General features: G+C 67.5%; 18 protein-coding genes and 1 pseudogene. 10 read left to right on the plus strand and 9 right to left on the minus strand.

The genetic code is table 11. The annotated features are described in order from the left end of the window. Positions 1-646 precede the first annotated feature (646 nt). Together BKK79_RS13120 and BKK79_RS13125 are read left to right on the plus strand one after the other, a co-directional pair. Positions 647-1,402: an SDR family NAD(P)-dependent oxidoreductase gene (locus BKK79_RS13120; RefSeq protein WP_071015749.1), complete on the plus strand. Its 756-nt coding sequence runs from the start codon at positions 647-649 to the stop codon at positions 1,400-1,402. A 180-nt stretch (positions 1,403-1,582) separates the two neighbouring features. Next, entirely contained in the window at positions 1,583-3,016 is a 1,434-nt protein-coding gene (locus BKK79_RS13125; protein ID WP_071037843.1) for an MFS transporter, read from the plus strand. On the opposite strand, the gene BKK79_RS13130 is transcribed toward BKK79_RS13125, so the two are convergent. From BKK79_RS13130 to BKK79_RS13150, 5 genes are all read right to left on the minus strand, one after another. Then, on the minus strand, positions 3,013-3,912 hold the full coding sequence (locus BKK79_RS13130; protein WP_071015745.1) for a hypothetical protein: 900 nt from the start codon (positions 3,910-3,912) through the stop codon (positions 3,013-3,015). The two genes, BKK79_RS13125 and BKK79_RS13130, sit on opposite strands and share 4 nt — an antisense overlap. 157 nt (positions 3,913-4,069) lie before the next feature. Continuing rightward, positions 4,070-5,452, minus strand: a complete 1,383-nt coding sequence (locus tag BKK79_RS13135; RefSeq protein ID WP_071037844.1) for a sensor histidine kinase — start codon at positions 5,450-5,452, stop codon at positions 4,070-4,072. Continuing rightward, entirely contained in the window at positions 5,416-6,093 is a 678-nt protein-coding gene (locus tag BKK79_RS13140) for a response regulator transcription factor (protein ID WP_071037845.1), read from the minus strand. The genes BKK79_RS13135 and BKK79_RS13140 overlap by 37 nt, the downstream gene beginning before the upstream one ends. Positions 6,094-6,116: 23 nt before the next feature. Further along, positions 6,117-6,875 carry a COG4705 family protein gene (locus BKK79_RS13145; protein WP_071015739.1) on the minus strand — a complete coding sequence of 253 codons (759 nt, stop codon included), beginning with the start codon at positions 6,873-6,875 and terminating at the stop codon, positions 6,117-6,119. A gap of 87 nt (positions 6,876-6,962) precedes the next feature. Next, positions 6,963-7,559 carry an undecaprenyl-diphosphatase gene (locus tag BKK79_RS13150; protein WP_071037846.1) on the minus strand — a complete coding sequence of 199 codons (597 nt, stop codon included), beginning with the start codon at positions 7,557-7,559 and terminating at the stop codon, positions 6,963-6,965. 558 nt (positions 7,560-8,117) lie between these two features. Between BKK79_RS13150 and BKK79_RS13155 the strand changes: the two genes are divergently transcribed. From BKK79_RS13155 to BKK79_RS38985, 3 genes are all read left to right on the plus strand, one after another. Further along, positions 8,118-8,405, plus strand: a complete 288-nt coding sequence (locus tag BKK79_RS13155; protein ID WP_232346214.1) for an integrase domain-containing protein — start codon at positions 8,118-8,120, stop codon at positions 8,403-8,405. Between the two features lie 241 nt (positions 8,406-8,646). Next, entirely contained in the window at positions 8,647-9,459 is an 813-nt protein-coding gene (locus tag BKK79_RS38980; RefSeq protein WP_084084703.1) for a DUF6597 domain-containing transcriptional factor, read from the plus strand. Positions 9,460-9,572: 113 nt separating this feature from the next. Further along, the gene (locus BKK79_RS38985) at positions 9,573-9,941 is read left to right on the plus strand and encodes a VOC family protein (protein WP_084084705.1); all 369 of its coding nucleotides are present in this window, start codon (positions 9,573-9,575) and stop codon (positions 9,939-9,941) included. Positions 9,942-10,069: 128 nt separating this feature from the next. Here BKK79_RS38985 and BKK79_RS41525 read toward each other — a convergent pair whose 3' ends face one another. The 4 genes and pseudogenes from BKK79_RS41525 to ychF all read right to left on the minus strand — a co-directional run bounded on the left by BKK79_RS41525 (position 10,070) and on the right by ychF (position 12,546). Continuing rightward, positions 10,070-10,621 (minus strand): tyrosine-type recombinase/integrase, encoded by a 552-nt coding sequence (locus tag BKK79_RS41525; RefSeq protein WP_232346317.1) that lies wholly within the window; start codon positions 10,619-10,621, stop codon positions 10,070-10,072. Then, positions 10,524-10,946: a hypothetical protein gene (locus tag BKK79_RS41530; RefSeq protein ID WP_232346318.1), complete on the minus strand. Its 423-nt coding sequence runs from the start codon at positions 10,944-10,946 to the stop codon at positions 10,524-10,526. The genes BKK79_RS41525 and BKK79_RS41530 overlap by 98 nt, the downstream gene beginning before the upstream one ends. Positions 10,947-11,042: 96 nt before the next feature. Then, positions 11,043-11,288 (minus strand): annotated as a pseudogene (locus BKK79_RS41535) (Arm DNA-binding domain-containing protein); the annotation flags it as partial. Between the two features lie 166 nt (positions 11,289-11,454). After that, positions 11,455-12,546: a redox-regulated ATPase YchF gene (ychF, locus tag BKK79_RS13165; RefSeq protein ID WP_071015722.1), complete on the minus strand. Its 1,092-nt coding sequence runs from the start codon at positions 12,544-12,546 to the stop codon at positions 11,455-11,457. Between the two features lie 171 nt (positions 12,547-12,717). On the opposite strand from ychF, the gene BKK79_RS13170 reads away from it, so the two are divergent. The 5 genes from BKK79_RS13170 to BKK79_RS13190 all read left to right on the plus strand — a co-directional run bounded on the left by BKK79_RS13170 (position 12,718) and on the right by BKK79_RS13190 (position 20,292). Beyond that, positions 12,718-13,995, plus strand: coding sequence for a UbiH/UbiF family hydroxylase (locus tag BKK79_RS13170; RefSeq protein ID WP_071037848.1), 1,278 nt, complete (start codon positions 12,718-12,720; stop codon positions 13,993-13,995). A gap of 74 nt (positions 13,996-14,069) precedes the next feature. After that, a complete protein-coding gene (locus BKK79_RS13175) occupies positions 14,070-14,819 on the plus strand; it encodes a DsbC family protein (RefSeq protein ID WP_071037849.1) in 750 nt (249 codons plus the stop codon). 95 nt (positions 14,820-14,914) lie between these two features. Beyond that, positions 14,915-15,916: an acrylyl-CoA reductase (NADPH) gene (gene acuI, locus BKK79_RS13180; RefSeq protein WP_071037850.1), complete on the plus strand. Its 1,002-nt coding sequence runs from the start codon at positions 14,915-14,917 to the stop codon at positions 15,914-15,916. A 116-nt stretch (positions 15,917-16,032) separates the two neighbouring features. After that, positions 16,033-17,847: a M61 family metallopeptidase gene (locus BKK79_RS13185; RefSeq protein WP_071015715.1), complete on the plus strand. Its 1,815-nt coding sequence runs from the start codon at positions 16,033-16,035 to the stop codon at positions 17,845-17,847. 90 nt (positions 17,848-17,937) lie between these two features. Further along, entirely contained in the window at positions 17,938-20,292 is a 2,355-nt protein-coding gene (locus BKK79_RS13190) for an FUSC family protein (protein ID WP_071015713.1), read from the plus strand. Positions 20,293-20,568 lie beyond the last annotated feature (276 nt).

Genomic DNA, 20,568 nt, shown 5'->3' on the forward strand with positions numbered 1-20,568 from the left:
AAACGTAAACGGTGGCTGAAGTCATCCGCCCGGCACATGCAGGCGGGCGTGCGGGAAGCGAGGCGATTGCGGTGGCGTTCGCACATGGGGATTCCGCGCCGCGCCGTGGTGCTCCTCGTTGCGAGGGCACGGCCGCGCTCTGGCCGCGGAAAGAGGGAGTCTTCACAAAAAATACTAATGGCCGTCCCTGCGAAGTCAAGGCGGGTGCTTTATGCCGCGCGCACAAAGCGCGCGTGACGTGCGCATGACGTGCGCATGACGCACGCATAGCGCGCGTCTGGCGGTCTGGTTCCAGGGAGGCGGGTGGTGCCGCGTTTGAGTCCATGGTCAAGGATGGCGTGCGGCGCAGGGAGCATCCCTTGCTTGTCCGCCACGCTACAATCCGCTGCATGATGCCTGCAGGCGTGACGCGGCGGTGCCAAGCCCGTTGCCGCGCATAGCCCCGGCCCACCGGCGGGGCTGGCCTGCGGGCACGCCTCCGGCGCCATCCGCCGGCATGGCGGCCCCCGCCGCCGCTCTCACGGATCGCACCTCCGATCCCGGCCGGGCCATGCGGCCCGCTTCCCCCCGTGCGCCGTGCCGGCCCGCTGCGGCTCCGAGCGGGGCGGCCCGGCTCTCCGATCCCGTCCCGAGTATGTCCGTACCCATGAAACCGCCCATCCTTGCTGACCGTCCGGTGGCCCTCGTCACCGGCTCCACCTCCGGCATCGGCGCCGCCGTCGCGCGCCGGCTGTCGCGCGACGGCTTTGCCGTGGTGCTTCATTCGCGCCGTTCCGCCGAGGCGGGCAGGGCGCTGGCCGCCGAACTCGGCCACGCGGTCTACGTCCAGGCAGACCTGGCCGACGACGCCGAGCGGACGCGCCTGGTAGGCGAGGCGCAGGCGGCATGGGGACGGCTGGACGTCCTGGTCAACAACGCCGGCATCAGCGGCGTGATTCCCCACGCCGACCTGGGCGCGGCCACCGCTGCGGTCTGGCAGGCCATGCACGAGGTCAATGTGGTGGCGCCGTTCCGGCTGGTGGCCGAGGCGGAGGGGGCGCTGCGCGCGGCCGCCGCGCGGGGCCGGCCGGGCTGCGTGGTCAACATCAGCTCCCACGCCGGGATACGGCCCAAGGGGGCTTCCATCCCCTATGCGGCGAGCAAGGCCGCACTCAACCATACGACCCGGCTGCTGGCCCTGGCGCTGGCGCCCGAGATCCGCGTCAACGCGGTGGCGCCCGGCCTGGTCGATACTCCGCTGACGGCCGACTGGACGCAGGCGCACGCGCTCTGGCGCGAGCGCGCGCCGATGCGGCGCGGGGCCAGCCCGGAGGACATTGCCGAGATCGTGGCCATGCTGGTGTCATCGTCCTACCTGACCGGTGAGATCGTGCTGGCCGACGGCGGCCTCAACCTGACTTGACGTGATGGTGCCGGCGCTTGGTGGGCGCCGGCGCGTGTGCGCCACGCCTGCAGACTTCCGTGTTTTCCCTTATCGTGTCGTCTGACGTCAGACAAAGACCCCGACAGCCAGCGCCGCACGGCGACGTGGCGGCGCCCGCCAGGGTGCGCGCCGCAAGCAGCACGCAACAGGCCGCACCCTATGCCCAGCACTCCCGAACCCCAGGCCACGGCGCGCCCGGCCGACCGTCCCCTCAATGCGCGCGAGCGCCGCGGCATGGCCGCCATCATGATCGCGGTGGCCCTGGCCACGCTCGACACCGCCATCGCCAACACCGCGCTGCCTTCGATCGCCGCCGACCTGCATGCCACGCCGGCCGCCTCGGTATGGGTCATCAACGCTTACCAGCTCGCCATGGTGGCGACCCTGCTGCCCTTCGCCGCGCTCGGCGGCATCCTCGGCCACCGGCGCATCTACCTGGGCGGGGTGGTGCTGTTCCTGCTGTCCTCGCTGGTATGCGCGCTGTCGTGGTCGCTGCCCACGCTGGCCGCCGCGCGCGTGCTGCAGGGCATCGGCGCGAGCGCCATCATGAGCGTCAACACGGCGCTGATCAGCGCTCTCTACCCGATGCACCGGCTCGGCCGCGGAGTCGGGCTGAACGCGCTGGTGGTGGGCATGTCCTTCGCGCTGGGACCGACCGTGGCCTCGGTGATCCTGTCGGTCGGCAACTGGCCCTGGCTGTTCGCCGTGAACCTGCCGATCGGCCTGCTGGCGCTGTCGATCGCCTGGTCCTCGCTGCCACAGACGGCACGCAGCGGGCACGGCTTCGACCGGGTCGCCGCCGGGCTCAACGTGATCACCTTCGCCGCGCTGATCTTCGCCCTGGGCGAGGGCTCGCAGCATGCGCCGCTGCACTGGACGCTGGCGGCGCTGGCGGTATTCCTGGTGGCGTTCGCGCTGCTGCTGCGCCGCGAGCGCGGCCACCCGGCGCCGATGCTGCCGGTGGACCTGTTCCGGCGGCCGCTGTTCGCATTGTCCACGGTGACGGCGATCTGCTCCTTCGCCGCCCAGGGCCTGGCCTTCGTCTCGCTGCCGTTCTATTTCCAGACCGTGCTCGGCCGCAGCCAGGTGGAGACCGGCTTCCTGATGACGCCGTGGTCGCTGGTGGTGGCGCTGATGGCACCGCTGGCCGGCCGCCTGTCCGACCGCTACCCGCCCGGCCTGCTGGGCGGCATCGGCCTGGCGGTGCTGGCCGTGGGCATGGCCTCGCTGGCCATGCTGCCGGTGTCGCCCTCGGCGTTCGACATCGGCATCCGCATGGCGATCTGCGGCGCGGGCTTCGGCTTCTTCCAGTCGCCTAACCTGAAGGCCCTGATGTCGAGCGCGCCGCGCGAGCGCAGCGGCGGCGCCAGCGGCGTGATCGCCACCGCGCGCCTGCTCGGCCAGGCCACCGGCGCGGCGCTGGTGGCGGCCAGCTTCGGCATCGCCGGGCGCCACGGCCCGACCCTGGCGCTGGGCCTGGGCGCGGCCTTCTCCGCACTGGCCAGCGTGGCCAGCGCGCTGCGCCTGGCGGTGCCCGCAGGCGGCACGGCGACGCCGGGGGCCGACGCGCCGGGCCCGGCGCCAGGGCGCTAGTCGCTGGTGCGAGGGGAGGCCGGCGCAGGCGCCGGCGCCTGCGCGCGGTCGGCCATGGTGGTGTCGATGCGCTGCGCCTCGCCGCCTTCGACGATGTCCTGGCGCATCACGAAGCCCTCGGCGGGGCAGAACCAGTCGGTGACGCTCATGCGTGATGGTTCGGTCAGCACCTGCACGCCGGCCACGATCAGGCGCCCGACCGAGGTGGTGCGCACATAACGGATCGGCAGGCATTCCGACGGGCCCAGCGCGGTCTGGATCACCCGGCGCTTGCCGACCTGGCGCACGCTGATCTCGACCGTGGCGTGCGGGGCCACCAGCTTGCCGACTTCCTCGCCCGACTCGCGCGCGTAGATGGTGAAGGACGCGCTGGAATCTACGGTTTCCCCGTCGAGCATGCTGCCTTCGCGCAGGTCTTGGCCGCGGTACTGGTAGTCCAGCAGGCCGAGGCCGTCGATGGTGGTCATGCCGTACAGGCGGGCATGCGGCCCCCAGGCGTTGACCATGGCGCTGCCGGTGACGCTGGCCTGCTGCCCGTCGGCCGGGGGCTGGATCAGCACGCGCTGCTGCTGCTCGGTGACGATGGGCGGCCCCATCAGGGCTGCCAGCGCGGTCTTGGAACGGATCTCGATCTCGACCTCGCAGCCCGCGGCCGTGGCCCGCGGCGGCTGCTGCGTGGAGCGGCGCGACAGCGGCATATTGCCGTCGGCCTCCATCTGCACGTGGCCGCCGTGCGCGAACCAGGCGGTGCGGCAGACGCCGGTGTCCCTGGCGGGCGCTGCGTCCTCGGCCCGGGCGGGCGTGCCCGCGGCGGCGAACACGGTCGCCAGGGCGGCCAGGCAGGGAGTCAGGCGGGAGGACGGCGGAACGGGAAGAAAGGTGCGGGGGCGATACATGATGCAGTCATCCGGTGGATGGCGATGGCCTCGCCCGGCTTTGCCGGCGGCCGCCCGCACGGGCGGCGCGCTGGTGCGGGCAGGCTCGACTGCATTGTATGGCAGCGCGCGCCGCACGGTCAGGTGCCGGCTCGCCGCGGCGCGGGCAGCACGGCCCTCAGGCCGGCGGCAGCGGCCCCGCCAGCGGAATCCGCAGCGTGACGCACAAGCCCGCCTGCTTCGCCTCGTCGGCGAAGTCGAGGCGGATCTCCGCGCCGATGCGATCGGCGATCGTCCGGACGATGGACAGCCCCAGGCCCGAGCCGAGCTGCCCGTTGCCCAGTGTCCGGTAGAACGGGTCGAACACCCGGTCCCGCTCTTGCGCCGGGATGCCCGGCCCGCTGTCCTGGATGCGCAGCAGGGCATGCCCCGGCACCACGCTTACCGAGAGATCGGCGCGTCCGCCCGCCGGCGTGTAGCGGATGGCATTGTCGACCAGGTTCTTCACCACGGCGGTCAGGTCCAGCTCGCTCACCCATACCCGCGCGTCCTGCGTTCCCTCGACGCCGATGTCGATGTACTTGGCCTCGGCCAGCGGCAGCAGGTCTTCCAGCACGCGGCGGAAGACTTGCTGGACGGACACGGGGGATGTCGGCGATGCCGCCACGGCCTGGGCCCTGGCCAAGGTCAGCAACTGGTCCAGCAGGTTCCTGCCGCGCTCGATGCCCTGCCGCAGCACCGCCAGCCTGTCCCGTGCCGCCGCTGACATTTCCGCGTCTGCGAGCCGCTCCGCCTGCAGCGACAGGGCGGTCAGCGGCGAGCGCAACTCGTGGGCCGCATCCGCGACGAAGCGGCGCTGGGACTCCATGGCCTGGCCGACGCGGGCGAGCAGGCGGTTGATGGCCACGGCGAAGGGCCGTACCTCGGCAGGCAGATGCCGGTCTTCGATCGGGTGCAGGTCCTGTTCGGCGCGCTGGTCGATCTCCCGGGAGAGCGCCGCGATGGGGCGGAACATCTTGCGCACCAGGTCGGCGACGATCAGCAGCAGGATCGGCACCAGGATGAGGATGGGCATCACGGTGCGCAGCGCGCCATCGCGGGCGATTTCATTGCGGAAGCCCGATTCCTGCGCGACCGCGATACGCTCGCCGGCACGCGTGGTCTTGACCAGTACACGGAACGTCTCGCCGCCGACCTCAAGCGTGTGCAGGCCATCGGGCAGGGTTGCGGGGAGCGGCAGCGCTCCTCCTTCGTCCACGCTCAGCCGGGAAGTGGCGCCATCGCCGAGGCCCTGCACGATCACCCGTGCTTCTTCATCGCCCTGCTTGAATTCGGTGGCGGCCCCCGGCTCCGCCGGCAGCAGGTGCTGCCGATCCACCAGGTGCGCCACCTGGCGCAGGACATCGTCCTGCAGTTCATGGGCTTCGCCCAGGGCCGACAGGAACGAGAAGGCGCCGGCGACGATGGCCAGCGCGAGTATGGCCAGCGACAGCGTGAAGGACAGCTTGAGCTGTACCGACTCGTTCAGGCGCCTTCCGAGACTATTCTTGAGACCATCCATCCCACGCCCCTGACGTTCTTGATGACGTCGCTGCCCAGCTTGCGCCGCAGCGCATGGATCAGGAATTCGACGGCATTGCTCTCGACTTCTTCGCCCCAGCCGTAGATGCGGTCCTCCAGCTCGCTGCGCGAGAGGATGGCCCCCGGCCGGACCAGCAGCGCCCGCAGCAAGGAGAACTCGCGATTGGACAGCTGTACCGGCGCGCCGCCGCTGACGCTCGCTGCCTTCGTGGCCGGATCGAGCGACACCACCCCATTGCCGAGAACCGGCGCGGCGCTGCCGCCCTTGCGCCGCAGCACGGCGCGCATGCGGGCCAGCAGTTCCGCCAGTTCGAACGGCTTGAGCACGTAGTCGTCCGCGCCGCTGTCCAGGCCGCGCAGGCGGTCATCCAGGCCATCGCGTGCGGTGATGATGAGCAGGGGCACCGGGTTATCGCGCGCGCGCAGGCTGGCCAGCACCTCCAGGCCGTCCTTGCCGGGCAGGCCCAGGTCGAGCAGGACCAGGTCGTAGTGCTGGCAATCCAGCGTGGTCAGGGCGGCCAGTCCGTCCTGCACCCAGTCGGTTGCGTAGGAGGCATCCTTCAGCGCCGCGGCCAGCGTCGCGCCGATCATGGGGTCGTCTTCGACCAGCAATACCCGCATTCCTCCTCCCGCGGCGTGATGGTTCAATGCGATGTCGTGGCCGCTCGCTGACGGAACAGCAGGAGGCCGGCCAGCATAAAGGACAGCAGCGCGGCCGACGCCGAATAGCGGCTCAGCGCCATCCCGCCGGCGCTCAGCGGCTTGTCGAGGAAGTCGCCGACCACCGCGCCGAGGGGGCGGGTCAGGATGAACGCCGCCCAGAACAGCAGCGTGCGGGACACGCGGGTGCCGTAGCGGGCGGCCAGGATCAAGGCGAGCAGTGCGCCGAAGACGACGGCCGCGCCGGTGTAGCCCAGGCCCGCGGTGTCGGCGGTCCAGTCGCCCAGCGCGGTGCCCAGGGTCTGGGAGAACATGATCGTCACCCAATAGAACGCCTCCGCCTTGGGCGAGTGCACGGTGCCCACCGACACCGAGCCGAGCGTGCGATGCCAGGCCAGCAGAGAGCCGAGCAGCAAGGCCAGCAGCAACAGCGATCCGCCTGCATAGCCGATGCCCAGCGAGCGGTCCGCGAAGTCCGCCAGCGTCGTGCCGACCGTGGTGGTGGCGATGATGGTGGCCCAGTACAGCAGCGGATGGAATCGCTTCGCCCGGATCTGCGCGACCACGGCGACCAGGAAGAGCACGGCGAAAATGCCGGTGCTCACCAGGTAGCCCAGGTTCATGGACATCGAAACCGCGTCGCCGCCGGTTTCGCCCAGCGTGGTGGCGGCAATCTTGATCAGCCAGAAGCCCAGCGTGACTTCGGGAACCTTGGCCAGTGCCTGTTCAGTTGGCGTTTTCATCGGAAGCGCTCTCGGTTCGGGCTTTGCCCTGGAAAGTATCGAAGGTTTTCAGCAGATCGGCCAGCGCCGCCTGGCAAGCGGCCCGCCTCATGCGCGGACCCAGCCGCGCGCGATCAGCCTGCCGAACAGGACACGATGAACGGCATCGGCGGTCCGATAGGCCGGCCCCAGATACCAGGGCGCGGCGCGCTGTGCCAGCCAGGCACTGGACGCGGCCACCCCCGCCGCGCCGAGCATGTCGAAGGGAAAATGCACACCCAGGTAGATGCGTGCCCAGGCGATGGCCAGGCCGGACAAGGCCAGGGCGGCCCCGGTGCCGCGCAGGCCTGGCTGCAGCAGGAGAGCGCAGGCGACCGCCCACCACAGCGTCAGGTGATCGCTGGGGAGGGACGGATCGGCCGCATGAGCGAGAAGCGTGTGGCCCAGGCCGATCATGAAGGGCCGGGGGTGCGGCCAGGCGAGGCCGATCAGCTGGCCGGCGAGCAGCCCCAGCCAGGCCGACGCCGTGGCCGCCAGCATCGCCTTGCGGGTGCGCTCATCGCCACGCAGCCAGCCGATGGCGAGCAGGGCCGGTATGGCCCAGATCAGCCACTGCGCCAGGACCGTGGCCAGCGCCACCAGCCACGCCTGCGGGTGCGCAGGCGCGTTGAGCCAGAGAAAGAGCGTTCGGTTGAGGGCTTCCATCGGTTCCAGGTTCTCCCGGCCGGACCTCCGCGGCGCGGACGGCTCGGCCTCGCGGGCGGGCGCTCGGGCCCGCCCGCTGTGGTCGTCGTGCCCCGCACGCGCGCCGGCAGGCAGGATGGCGAGGCGCCGGTCCGGCACGGAAAGCCGGGTGCGGCGGGACATGGCGCGTCTCCGGGAGGGGCAGTGCAGGGATCTGCACGGTGGAGACATTACCGAGGCAGACTTAGCTCGGACTGAGCCGGCCGTTTTCTCCCGCGCCGGGATGGCCGCGCCTTCGGGGTGTCGTACCCGGGAGTGGCTCAGGCTGCGTAAGGGAGTCTGCGGCGGGCGGCGCCGGCTGCCCTTGCGGGTGCTGCATGTGACAACAGGACGGAAAAAGTGTCGAAAAATCGACAAAAAGCCCGCAACTCCGAGGGGATTGCGGGCTTTTCGGTGGGCCTGCCCGGGGCAAGGTGCCGGGCCGGGCTCAGGCGTGGATCACACGTTTAAACGTTGGTCCGTCGGCAAAGGCCCGGAAACGCTAAGTTTCACGGGGAAAGCGCGTCACGGCCTCGCGCCGTGCCGATTACCACGGCCGAACAACGACGCGTGCTGGACCAGGTGCACGAGCCGTCCGGCGCGGGGTCATTGATCCCCGCGCACAAGAGCTTTATCCAGCAGCGCAACACCTACGATGGGCAATGCAAGGCGGCCGGGCTGAGCAATATGCATGGGTTGCGGCACCGGTACGCGCAGGATCGCTATGAGGTGCTGACGGCTGGAAGGCACCGGCCGCTGGCGGCCTTCGGCGCGGTCGTTGACGCCTGCGCAGCGTGCCGTGGATGCGCAGGCGCGGCAGGCGATTAGCCGCGAGCTGGGGCATGAGCGCACGCAGATTACGGCGGTGTACCTTGGAAGGTGATCACTTGATCAATCTCAAGTTCGAATTTGCGTAGCTCACTACGCGCTTGGGCACTTTCGCGCGATCATGTACCCAACTGCGAAACGCAAGCTATCGTTGTCGTACCCTGTTGAATTATTCGGCTGGTTGCAAGGCAATTGATCGCTTTGGCAAGCGCTCAAATGGTTATGTGGTTTTGGAGGCTTCATGAATTACAACAGATTTCAACCAAGTAAAGATTTGGCCTCTTTTGTTAAATTCTTTTGGACACTGGAAGTCTTTCCGGAAGAAAGCGCAGAAAGGCAGAGAATTGTGCCGGACGGCTGTATTGAGCTGGCCTTTGTATTGGGCGATGATATCAAGAGGTATACCTCGGAGAATGATTACATAATTCAACCGCGCGCCATGGTGCTTGGACAGACACTTACTCCTTTTTATATTCAACCAACAGGCTATGTCTATACCTTTGCAGCGAGCTTCTTTCCTTACGGCTTTTCAAACTTCGTTTCCAGGCCCATTAAAAGCCTAATAAATAAGGAGACGTCAATTTATGAGTTATTTGAGCACAACGAAGCAAAACAACTGGAGGGGGGCATTATTAAGGCGTTAAGCACAAGGGAGCGAATTAATATATTGGAAGCATTTCTTTTTTCAAAAATGAGTGATCAACGAACTATCGAGAATATTGTAAAGACGACCGTGGAAATTCTCTTTTCAAACAATGGAAGCATATCAATTAACGAAATTACAAACTCAGATCGCAGTAAAAAACGGCAGCTGGAAAGGCAGTTCCTGGACGTCATTGGTATTAGTCCAAAGCAATTGAGCAAGGTTATCCGCTTGCAAGCTGCCTTGAAGTTGTTAATCAATCGGGAAGAAAGCCTGACTCATATAGCGTACGAAGGCAATTATTATGATCAATCTCATTTCATTAAGGACTTTAAGGAGTTTACCGGGGTAAGGCCGAGTGATTTTTTTGGCGAAAAAAGCATGGTGCTGTCTTCATTGTTATACAAATAAATTGCGCTGTCGCTTTTTTACAATTCATCGCGATACTCTTGATGTAAATTGAATGGGTGCCGGATAAAAGCACAAAATAATCATGTGACGCGTACAATATCGAGGAAAATAGAATGCATGGCTTTGCATCGATTTTTGAGATTCCAGCGACAAGTTTAGAGCGTGCTGTAAAATTCTATAGCAGAATTTTTTCTGTACCCATTGAGACCGTGGATATTCCGGAGGTAAAGATGGGGTTGTTTCCATATGAGGGACAGCCTACGATTGGTGTTATTATTGAAGGCGATGGTTATTTGCCGTCCAGCTCCGGAGTTACACTGTATTTGAATGCGGGCGAAGACCTGCAAGTAGTCTTATCAAAAGTAGAGGAAAATGGTGGAAAAATACTTGTTACCAAAACACCACATGCCGACGAAAGTGGCTTCTTCGCATTATTTCTAGATACCGAAGGGAATCGACTCGGTTTACACTCGCCTCGATAAACGGCTTTTGGTTTTAAAGACCATTTCACTACATAGACGATCCAGAACTTCTTGCAGATGTTCCGCAGGAATGTCATGACTCAGGCCTTTCGGCCCGAGTCATTACGCGGGCTCATGCAATGGGTCCTTCACGACGTCGAGACACCTTCTGCGTCATCAAGATAGCTGACCCATTTCTGGAGCAAGACCCTTCTTTCATCCAACAACAGTGCTTTGTTGTAAGTGGCGCGCACCTTGTTGCTTTCAATGTGGGCGAGTTGCCGTTCGATTGCATCCGGACGGAAGCCGTTCTCGTTTGCCCATGTTGAGAACATGGTCCGCCAGCAATGCGGAGTGGTGCCTCGTCCGAGGTTCTTGTCGCGCATGGCGTAGGTCAGCGGATCGGGTGTTGTGAAACCCTTGCCACTCCGATGCGGGAACAGGTAGCGTCCACCACCCGTGATGCGCTGCAAGTCTTTCAGCACGGCAATGGCCTGCGTAGAAAGCTGACTAATGTAATCGCGGCGCGCTTTCATCTTCGCGGCAGGGCGGCGCCATACTGCGTCCTCGTAGTCGAACTCATCCCACTCGGCATCCGCAGCTTCACCAGGGCGACAAGCTGTCAGGGCAATCAGGCGCAAGCAAAGTGCGGCCTCCGGATAGCCCCTGTACCCCCGTAACGCTTGGTAGAAGCCGTGAATTTGCTCGCGGGTCTGGCGGCTTTGCTCTCGCTGACCGGGATACGGAGCAGCCCGCGCAGGTTAGGGAGCGGGTTTGACTCAGCCAGGCCCCCAGATCGCCTTTGACATGGATCGCCGCCCAGGCACCGTGTGATTTGCACTCTTCCAGCAGTAGACGAATCTGCTTGACGCCAATGTCGCTGATAGGCGTCTCGTCGAACTTGGGCAACAGGTACTTCTGGATGCGCGATTCCTTTGTGCGGTAGGAACTGGCGGCGAAGACCGGTTTGATCTCGGCCAGGTACGCTTCGGCCACCTTGGCGAACGAGCTTGCGCGGGCGCGCATGCGTTCTTCCAGCGCTTCCAGGTTGCTTTGTTTGGTCCGCTGCCGCTCATGGGCAGGGTGGATGCCTTGCTTGACGAGTGCGCGCGCCTTTTCGCGGGCGGCGCGTGCATCCGCAAGGCTTACTTGAGGAAAGCTGCCGAAGGCAAAGAGGTTTTCCTTGCCTTGGAGGCGGTACTTCCACCGCCAGAGTTTGCCTTGACCAGCAGGAACAGGCCGCCACCGTCTGATAGTTTCCGGTCGCGATCGGTGGGTTTGGCCGACTTGATCTTCGTGTCGGTGAGCAGATTCTCGGGCATCGTCGGACTCCACTGCGGGGAAAAGTACCAGGAAAAGTACCCCCACGGTTGAACACGAGTACCCCCAACGCTACCCCCAACTTTTCTGGATGCGGATAAACAGAAACCTCAGTAGACCGTATTTAACTCGCAACTCATTGATTTGAAATGAGAAGCCGAGTCCAACGAGCGCTACTGAGGGCTACTGAGTTCCGCGAGAAATCGTCAGACGTTTAAACGTTGAACAGGAAGTTCATCACGTCGCCGTCGTGCACCACGTATTCCTTGCCTTCGGCGCGCATCTTGCCCGCTTCCTTGGCTCCCTGTTCGCCCTTGAAATTGATGTAGTCCTCGTAGGCGATGGTCTGGGCACGGATGAAGCCGCGCTCGAAGTCGGTGTGGATCACGCCGGCCGCCTTGGGCGCCGTGTCGCCCACGTGGATGGTCCAGGCGCGCACTTCCTTGACGCCGGCGGTGAAGTAGGTCTGCAGGCCGAGCAACTTGAAGCCGGCGCGGATCACGCGGTCCAGGCCCGGCTCTTCCATGCCCAGGTCGGCCAGGAACTCGGCCTTGTCGGCATCGTCCAGGTCGGCGATCTCGGCCTCGATGGCGGCGCACACGGCAACCACCGGCGACTTGGTCTGCTCGGCATAGCCGCGCACGGCGTCCAGGTGCGGGTTGTTCTCGAAGCCGTCCTCACGCACGTTGGCTACATACATGGTCGGCTTGGCGGTGATCAGGCAGAACGGGCGCAGTGCGTCCCACTCTTCGGGCGCCAGGTCCAGCGTGCGCACGGCCTTGGCCTGGTCGAGCACGGTCTGTGCCTTTTCCAGCACCGCCACCAGGCGCTGCGCTTCCTTGTCCCCCGCGCGGGCCGGCTTGATGTAGCGGGCCAGGGCTTTTTCGACGGTGGCCAGGTCGGCCAGCGCCAGTTCGGTGTTGATGACCTCGATGTCCGACAGCGGATCGACCTTGCCGGCCACGTGGATCACGTTGGGATCCTCGAAGCAGCGCACCACGTGGGTGATGGCGTCGGTCTCGCGGATATTGGCCAGGAACTGGTTGCCGAGGCCTTCACCCTTGGAGGCGCCCGCCACCAGGCCGGCGATATCGACGAATTCGACGGTGGCCGGCAGCACGCGCTCCGGCTTGACGATCTCGGACAGCTTGGCAAGCCTCGGATCCGGCACTTCCACCACGCCGACATTGGGCTCGATGGTGCAGAACGGATAGTTCTCGGCGGCGATGCCGGCCTTGGTCAGGGCGTTGAACAGCGTGGACTTGCCGACGTTGGGCAGGCCGACGATGCCGCATTTGAGGCTCATGGTGTCAGGCGGAGAATGGCAAAACCTCTATTCTAGCGGATGGCCGCAGCCGGCCGGCCCCGTGGCTGCCCCCCATCGCCGCCCTGCGGCTGCCCGGCGCCGCGCGGCGCGCAGGCGGCGTCACCCGGCCCGGCCCGGGCTGTCGTCCCGGGTCGCTATAATCGAGCCACCATGATCCGATCCCACGCGCCTGCGCGGCCCAATTCCTCCCAGTTCCAGATCGCCGTCGTCGGCGGCGGCATCGTCGGCAAGGCCTGTGCCCTGCTGCTGGCCCAGCAGGGCATGCAGGTCGCCCTGGTGGCGCCGCGTCCGCCGGGGGCGGCGGCGGCGGGCGAGGGCGAGTGGGGCAGCCGCATCTATGCCTTCTCGGCCAGCTCGCAGGCTCTGTTCGAGCGCCTGCGCGTGTGGGAGGCGCTGGATCCGGCGCGCATCCAGCCGGTGCGCGACATGCGCGTGTTCGGCGATGCCAGCGCGGCCGACGCGGCTGCCGGCATCGATGGCGACCTGCATTTCTCGGCCTACGCCGCAGCGGTGCCGCAACTGGCCTGGATCATCGAATCCGACCATGTGGAGCGCGTGCTCGACACCGCGCTGCGCTTCCAGCCCCAGCTGCACTGGTTCGATGACAGCGCCTCCGCCTTCGACCGCGACGACGACGGCGCCACTCTGACGCTGGCCGGCGGTACCCGCCTGCGGGCCGCCTGCGTGGTCGGCGCCGACGGCGCGCGTTCCTGGCTGCGCGGGCAGTGCCATATCCCGGTCAGCACGCGGCGCTACCGCCAGCTCGGCGTGGTCGCCAATTTCCACTGCGAGCAGCCGCACCACGACACCGCGTCGCAATGGTTCCTCGGGCCGCTGCCCAAGCTGATGGCCGACGAGGAGCCGGCCAACGGCGAGATCCTCGCCATGCTGCCGCTGCCCGGGCCCTATCTTTCGATGGTGTGGTCGGCCGACGAGGCCCATGCGCGCGAGCTGCTGGCGTTGCCGCCCGAGGCGCTGTGCGCCGCCGTGGCCGAGGCCGCCGGCGGCGCGGTCGGGCGCCGCTTCGGCGCGCTGCGCTGTGTCACGCCGGCCCAGGGCTTCCCGCTGGTGCTGCAGCGCGCCGAGCAGTTCGTGCAGCCGCACATGGCCCTGGTGGGCGACGCGGCGCACGTGGTCCACCCGCTGGCCGGCCAGGGCGTGAACCTGGGGCTGCGCGACGTGGTGGAACTCGGGCGCGTGATGGCGGACAAAGAGACATTCCGTGGCGAAGGCGACCTGCGCCTGCTGCGCCGCTACGAGCGCGCCCGCGCGACCGACCTGCTGTCGCTGACGGTGGCCACCGACGGCCTGCACCGGCTGTTCTCGCTGCCCGGCAGCCTGCCCGCCCTGGTGCGCAATGCCGGCATGCGGGCGGTGGGCAGCCAGCCCCTGCTCAAACGCTTCCTGATCGGGCGCGCGCTCGGCTGAGCCGGGCGCCACATCGCCCCGGACCGATGCCCCGGACCCGCGCGCCCCGACCCACCCCTTACCTGGAGCCTTCTATGTTGTCATCCCTGCGCCGCCGCCCTTACTGGTTTGCCGCCATCGCCAGCGGCCTGGCCGCGGCGGGCTTCGCCCTGCATGCCATGGCTGCGGGCGAGCCGGGCACCGACCGCATCAAGGACACGCTGCAGAAGGCCTTGGGTGGCCGCGCCGAGGTGCGCTCTGTCGGCAAGACGCCGGTGCCGGGCCTGTTCGAGGTCAATATCGGCGGACAGGTCGTCTACACCGATGCCAGCGGCCGCTATGTGCTCAACGGCGAGCTGGTCGACACCAAGACCGGCGCCAACCTGACCGAGGAGCGCCTGGCCGAGCTCAACCGCATCAAGTGGGCGGACCTGCCGCTGGACCGTGCCATCAAGTGGACCAAGGGCAACGGCAGCCGCCAGGTGGCGGTCTTCTCCGACCCGAACTGCGGCTACTGCAAGCGCATCGAGCAGACCTTCCAGCAGATGGACAACATCACCGTCTACACCTTCCTCTTCCCGGTGCTGTCGCCGGATTCGGAGGCCAAGGCCAGGCAGGTCTGGTGTTCGGCCGACCGCACCAAGGCCTGGCGCGACTGGATGCTGAACAAGGTGGCGCTGACCGGCAACGGCAGCTGCAAGACGCCGGTCGAGGACAACCTGGCCCTGGGCCGCAGCCTCAACATCAACGGCACGCCGGCGGTGTTCTTCACCGACGGTACCCGCATCCCCGGCGCGGCCGATGCCGCCACGCTGGAGCGCAAGCTCGCCAGCCTGAAGAAATAGGCCCGGCCGCCGGCGGTGTCCCGGCCGGAGCGCGCGGCACGGGCATCGCCCGTGGCCGCGCCGCTCGCTCACTACAATCCCGAAGAGGAGACACCATGACCTTCCGAGCCCTGCTGCTGACCCAGGCCGATGGCGCCACCCGTGCCGAGATCGCCGAGCTGGAGACGGCACAGCTTCCCGCCGACGGCGATGTGCTGGTTGCCGTCGACTATTCCACTATCAACTACAAGGACGGCCTGGCCATCACCGGACGCGCGCCGGTGGTACGCAAGTGGCCGATGGTGGCCGGCATCGACGGTGCCGGCACCGTGCTCGAATCCAGCCATCCGCGCTGGCGCGCCGGCGACAAGGTGATCCTCAACGGCTTCGGCGTGGGCGAGGCGCACTGGGGCTGCCTGGCGCAGCGGGCGCGCCTGAAGGGCGACTGGCTGGTGCGCCTGCCGCAGGCCTTCAGCGCCAGCCAGGCCATGGCCATCGGCACGGCCGGCTATACCGCCATGCTGTCGGTACTGGCGCTGGAGCGCGGCGGCATGAACGGGCCGGTGCGGCCGGGCGACGGCGACGTGCTGGTGACCGGCGCCTCGGGCGGCGTCGGCTCGGTGGCCATCGCCATCCTGGCGCAGCTCGGCTACCGCGTGACGGCCTCCACCGGCAAGGCGGCCGAGGCGGACTTCCTGAAGGGCCTCGGCGCCGCCGAGGTGATCGACCGCGCCGAGCTGGGCGCGCCCGGCAAGCCGCTGCAGAAGGAGCGCTGGGCCGCGGTGGTCGATGCGGTCGGTTCGCACACGCTGGCCAACGCCTGCGCCCAGGTGCGCTACGGCGGCGTGGTCACGGCCTGCGGGCTGGCGCAGGGCATGGACTTCCCCGCCAGCGTGGCCCCCTTCATCCTGCGCGGCGTGACGCTGGCCGGTGTCGACAGCGTGATGGCGCCGATGGCGTTGCGCGAGCGCGCGTGGGCACGGCTGGCACAGGACCTGGCACCGGACCGGCTGCGCGCCATCACGCGCGAGATCCGGCTGGACGAGGCGATCGAGGCCGGCCGCCGCATCGTCGAAGGCGGCATGCGCGGCCGCGTGGTGGTCGACGTCAACGCCTGAGCCCGGCTGCGGCGCAGCCGCCCGGTACGGGCTGCGCTGCGTGCCTTCCTGCGTGCCGGCGCCCGGTGCCGGCTCCCTGCGCTGGCCACGCCGCGCCCGGCGCTACAATCTTCGCCATGACGCCCATCCGCTACGCCATCGCCCCGCTCGCGCCGCACGCGCACCTGTTCGCCGTGACCGTCACGGTCGATGCCCCCGATCCCGCCGGCCAGCGCTTCTTCCTGCCGGCCTGGATCCCGGGCAGCTACATGATCCGCGAGTTCGCCCGCAACATCGGCCGCGTCCGCGCCGAGTGCGGCGGCCGTGCCGTGATCCTGCACAAGCTGGACAAGCAGACCTGGCAGGCCGCGCCGCTCGAGGCCGGCGCCGGCCCGCTGACGCTGCGCTACGAGGTCTATGCCTGGGACCTGTCGGTGCGTGCCGCCCACCTCGACCAGACGCACGGCTTCTTCAACGGCAGCTCGGTCTTCCTGTGCGTCGAGGGCCAGGCCGAGAGACCCTGCACGGTCGACATCTTCCCGCCCGAGGGCGAGGCCTATGGCGGCTGGCGCGTGGCCACCGCGCTGCGCGAGGCCCGCGGCCGCGAGGGCGCCAAGCGCTACGGCTTCGGCCGCTACGAAGCTGCCGACTACGACGAGCTGATCGACCACCCGGTCGAGATGGGCACCTTCGCGCTGGGCAGCTTCAAGGCCTGCGGCGCCCAGCATGACGTGGTCTTCACCGGGCGCGTGCCCCAGCTCGACCTGGAACGCGTGTGCCGCGACCTCAAGCGCATCTGCGAGGCGCAGATCCGCCTGTTCGAGCCGAAGACACAGCGTGCGCCTTTCCTCGACAGCAACCGTCGCTATGTCTTCATGACTATGGTGACCACCGACGGCTACGGCGGCCTGGAGCATCGCGCCAGCACCGCGCTGATGTGCGCGCGCGCGGACCTGCCATCGCTCGGCAAGGCGGATGCCGGCGAAGGCTACCGCACCTTCCTGGGACTGTGCAGCCACGAGTACTTCCATACCTGGAACGTCAAGCGCATCAAGCCGGCCGCCTTCGTGCCGTACCGGCTGCGCGAGGAGAGCTACACGCCGCTGCTGTGGCTGTTCGAGGGTTTCACCAGCTACTACGACGACCTGATGCTGGTGCGCTCGGGCTGCGTCACCGAGGCGCAGTACGTGGAGATGCTGGGCAAGACCTGGAACGGCGTGCTGCGTGGCAGCGGCCGCACCAAGCAGAGCGTGGCCGAGAGCTCCTTCGATGCCTGGACCAAGTACTACCGCCAGGACGAGAACGCGCCCAACGCCATCGTCAGCTACTACACCAAGGGCTCGCTGGTGGCGCTGGCGCTCGATCTCACCATCCGCCAGCGCACGCGCGGGCGGCGCTCGCTCGACGATGTGATGCGCGCGCTGTGGCAGCGCTACGGCCGCGACTTCTACGCGGCCGGCACGACGCAGCGAGGCGTCACCGAGGCCGAGGTCCATGCCTTGTTCGACGAGGTCACCGGCCTGCGCCTGGGCGCGCCGCTGCGCAGCTTCACCGAGGGCACCGCCGAGCTGCCGCTGGCGCCGCTGCTGAAGGCCATCGGCGTGGGCGTGCAGGCGCAGAAGCCCGAGGCCGGCGCGGCGCTGGGCATCAAGAGCAAGAGCGAAGACGGCTGGGTGCGCGTGACCCAGGTGCTGGACGGCGGGGCCGGGCAGGCGGCCGGCCTGTCGGCCGGTGACCTGCTGGCGGCGGTGGACGGCCTGCGTGTCGCGCCCGGCCAGCTCGACAAGCTGCTGGGCCGCTACCGCCCCGGCGACCGCGCCGAACTGCACGTGTTCCGCCGCGACGAGCTGATGTGCCTGCCGCTGGCGTTCGCGCGCGAACCGGCCACGCAGTACCGGCTGTCGCTGGCCGCGGGCAAGCAGGCCGCACGCGCGCGCTGGCTGGGACAATAAGGGAGACACGGCGCCGCCGCGCGGCGGCGCCGGCAGTATGGCGGCGGCGTCCTCGCGGTCGCGCCGACCGGATCGGATTGATGCAGGCCTATGCAATACGCGCACGACACCCGTACCTTCATCTATTCGCACTATGTCTATCGCGGCCTGCGTTCTGCCACGGGGGTGATCGGGGCCACCCTGGTCGCGCTGCAGTTCACCGACATGCCGACCGCGATGGTGGTGTCGATCGGCGCGCTGTGCACCAGCCTGATGGACCTGCCCAGTCCGTTGAATCACAAGTTCAACGAGATGATCGCCAGCGTGCTGCTGTGCACCGCGGTGACGCTGGTGGTCGCGCTGGCCACGCCGTTCCCGCGCGTGATGCCCTTCGTGCTGGTGCTGGTCACCTTCCTGGCCGGCATGATGACGGTGTACGGCAACAAGACCATGCCGCTGCAGTTCTCGGCGCTGTTCGTCATGACAATGACCATCAACGAGGACTTCGTGGTGCGGCGCGCGCTGGAGCACGCCGGCCTGTTCGGCCTGGGCGGGCTGGCCTACACGGCGTACTCGATGGCGGTGAGCTGGGCCATGGCGCGGCGGACCAAGCAGCAGATCCTGGCCGAGTCGCTCTACGAGATGGCGTCCTATCTCGAACTCAAGGCGGCCTTCTACGATGCCGGCACCGATTACGAGGCCTGCTTCAGCCAGCTGGTGCGGCAGCAGATCGTAGTGGCCGAGCGCCAGCAGGCCGCGCGCGACCTGGTGCTGCGCGGCAATCGCACGCCCTACGACGGCCTGCTGGTGCAGGTGCACCTGCGCATGCTCGACCTGTACGAGTACATGCTGTCGACCAATACCGACTATCCGCTGCTGCGCCACACCTTCGGCGGCACACCGGTGCTGGACCACCTGCGCCGCCTGGTGCTGCTGATGAGCGAGGACCTGGCGGGCATCGCCTACGAGGTCACGCGCGGCCGGCCGTCCTACGCCACGGTGGAATACCGCCAGGTGCTGCGCTCGGTGGAGGAGGAGATCGCCCAGCTGCGCCACCACCATATCAAGCCGGCCGCATTGACCGCGCTGGCCGATACGCTGGAGATGATCCGCGGCGCCATCGCCCTGGTGGAGCAGCTGCACGAGGCCTCGCGCACGCCGGTGGAGCCGAGCAAGGTGCTGCCCGGGCCCGACATGACACCTTTCCTGACCCGGCAGAGGTATGAGCTGGGCGTGCTGGTCGACAACCTGCGCTGGCGCTCGCCCGGCTTCCGCTATGCGGTGCGTATCTCGCTGGCCGTGGCGGTCGGGCTATGGGTGGCGGACCACGTGCCCTATGCCTCGCACAGCTACTGGATCCTGCTGACCATCATCGTCATCCTGAAGCCCAACTTCAGCCTGACCAAGCAGCGCTACAACGATCGCGTGATCGGTACGCTGATCGGCTGCGTGATCTCGCTGGGCATACTCAAGGTGGTGCACCAGCCGCTGCTGTTGCTGGCGGTACTGTTCGCCGCGCTGGTGGCCAGTGCCGCCTTTTCCACCATCAAGTACCGCTACACGGCGATCGCCGCCTGCGTGCAGGTGCTGATCCAGTTCAAGCTGTTGCTGCCCGACAGTCCCACGGTGGCGGGCGAGCGGTTGATCGACACGGTGATCGGCGGGCTGATCGCCTCGGCCTTCTCCTTTGTCCTGCCGAGCTGGGAGTACCGCGCCATTCCCAAGCTGGTGGAAAACGTGCTGCAGGCCAACCGGCGCTACATCCTCGCCACGCGCGACCTGCTGTTGCGGCGCGCCAAGGACGACTTCGCCTACCGCGTGCAGCGAAAGCAGTTCATGGACAGCCTGTCGGGACTGATCTCCGCCTTCCAGCGCATGCAGGACGAGCCCAAGAGCCGGCATCGCGCGGTCGACAACCTGAACCGCTTCATCGTGCAGAACTACCTGGTGGCCGCGCACGTCGCCGCGGTGCGCATCCAGGTGCGCCAGCACTACCAGGAGCTGGAACTGCCGGCGGCCGAGGCTGCCATCGAACAGGCCACTGACGCGGCCGTGCGCAGCCTGGACCTTGCCCGCGAGCGCCTGCTGGCGGGCGAGCGCGCCGGCGGACGCGGGGTCGGCTTCCTGCGTCCGCCACCGACGGGCCTGCCCGAGGCGGCCGCCCAGGCCGGCGGCGCCACCATGCCGGCTCCCGCGGCGGCCGTGGCCGAAACGCAGTCCGGCGAGGAAGACGCCAGCGCGCGCCGCGCACGCGTGGCCGACTCGGCCGACCGCCGCCGCGCCGACGTGCTGGTGCAGGCCGCCGCGTCCGGCGAGCTGGCGGCGGCCAGCATTGCCGCGAACGGCGCCGGCGGACGCAGTACCAACGCCCAGCTGGAGCGCCGCCTGCGCGCGCTGCGCGAGGACGCCGCCAAGATCGCGCTGCGTACCGGGGCGATCGGGAGGGCGGTGCGGGTGGAGGAGTGAGGGGGGGCTGGCTTGTTGCCGGCCTGGCGGGCGGGATCACACCGTTGGCCTTGTGTGGGCGGCGGCGTGCTGGATCGCACCGAGGGCTTCGCTGGATGTGGCGCCTTGCTAGACCACCCCTCACCCCCGCCCTCTCCCCATGCGGGGAGAGGGAGCCAGGACACTATGCTTGGCGATTGGTGTTGGCGCATCCTGGTGGCTTCGTTCCGCACGACAGGATTCGTACCGCGCCGGTTCGCGCCCCTCTCCCGCTTGCGGGAGAGGGGCCGGGGGAGA

Source organism: Cupriavidus sp. USMAA2-4, assembly GCF_001854305.1.
GTDB lineage: Bacteria > Pseudomonadota > Gammaproteobacteria > Burkholderiales > Burkholderiaceae > Cupriavidus > Cupriavidus malaysiensis.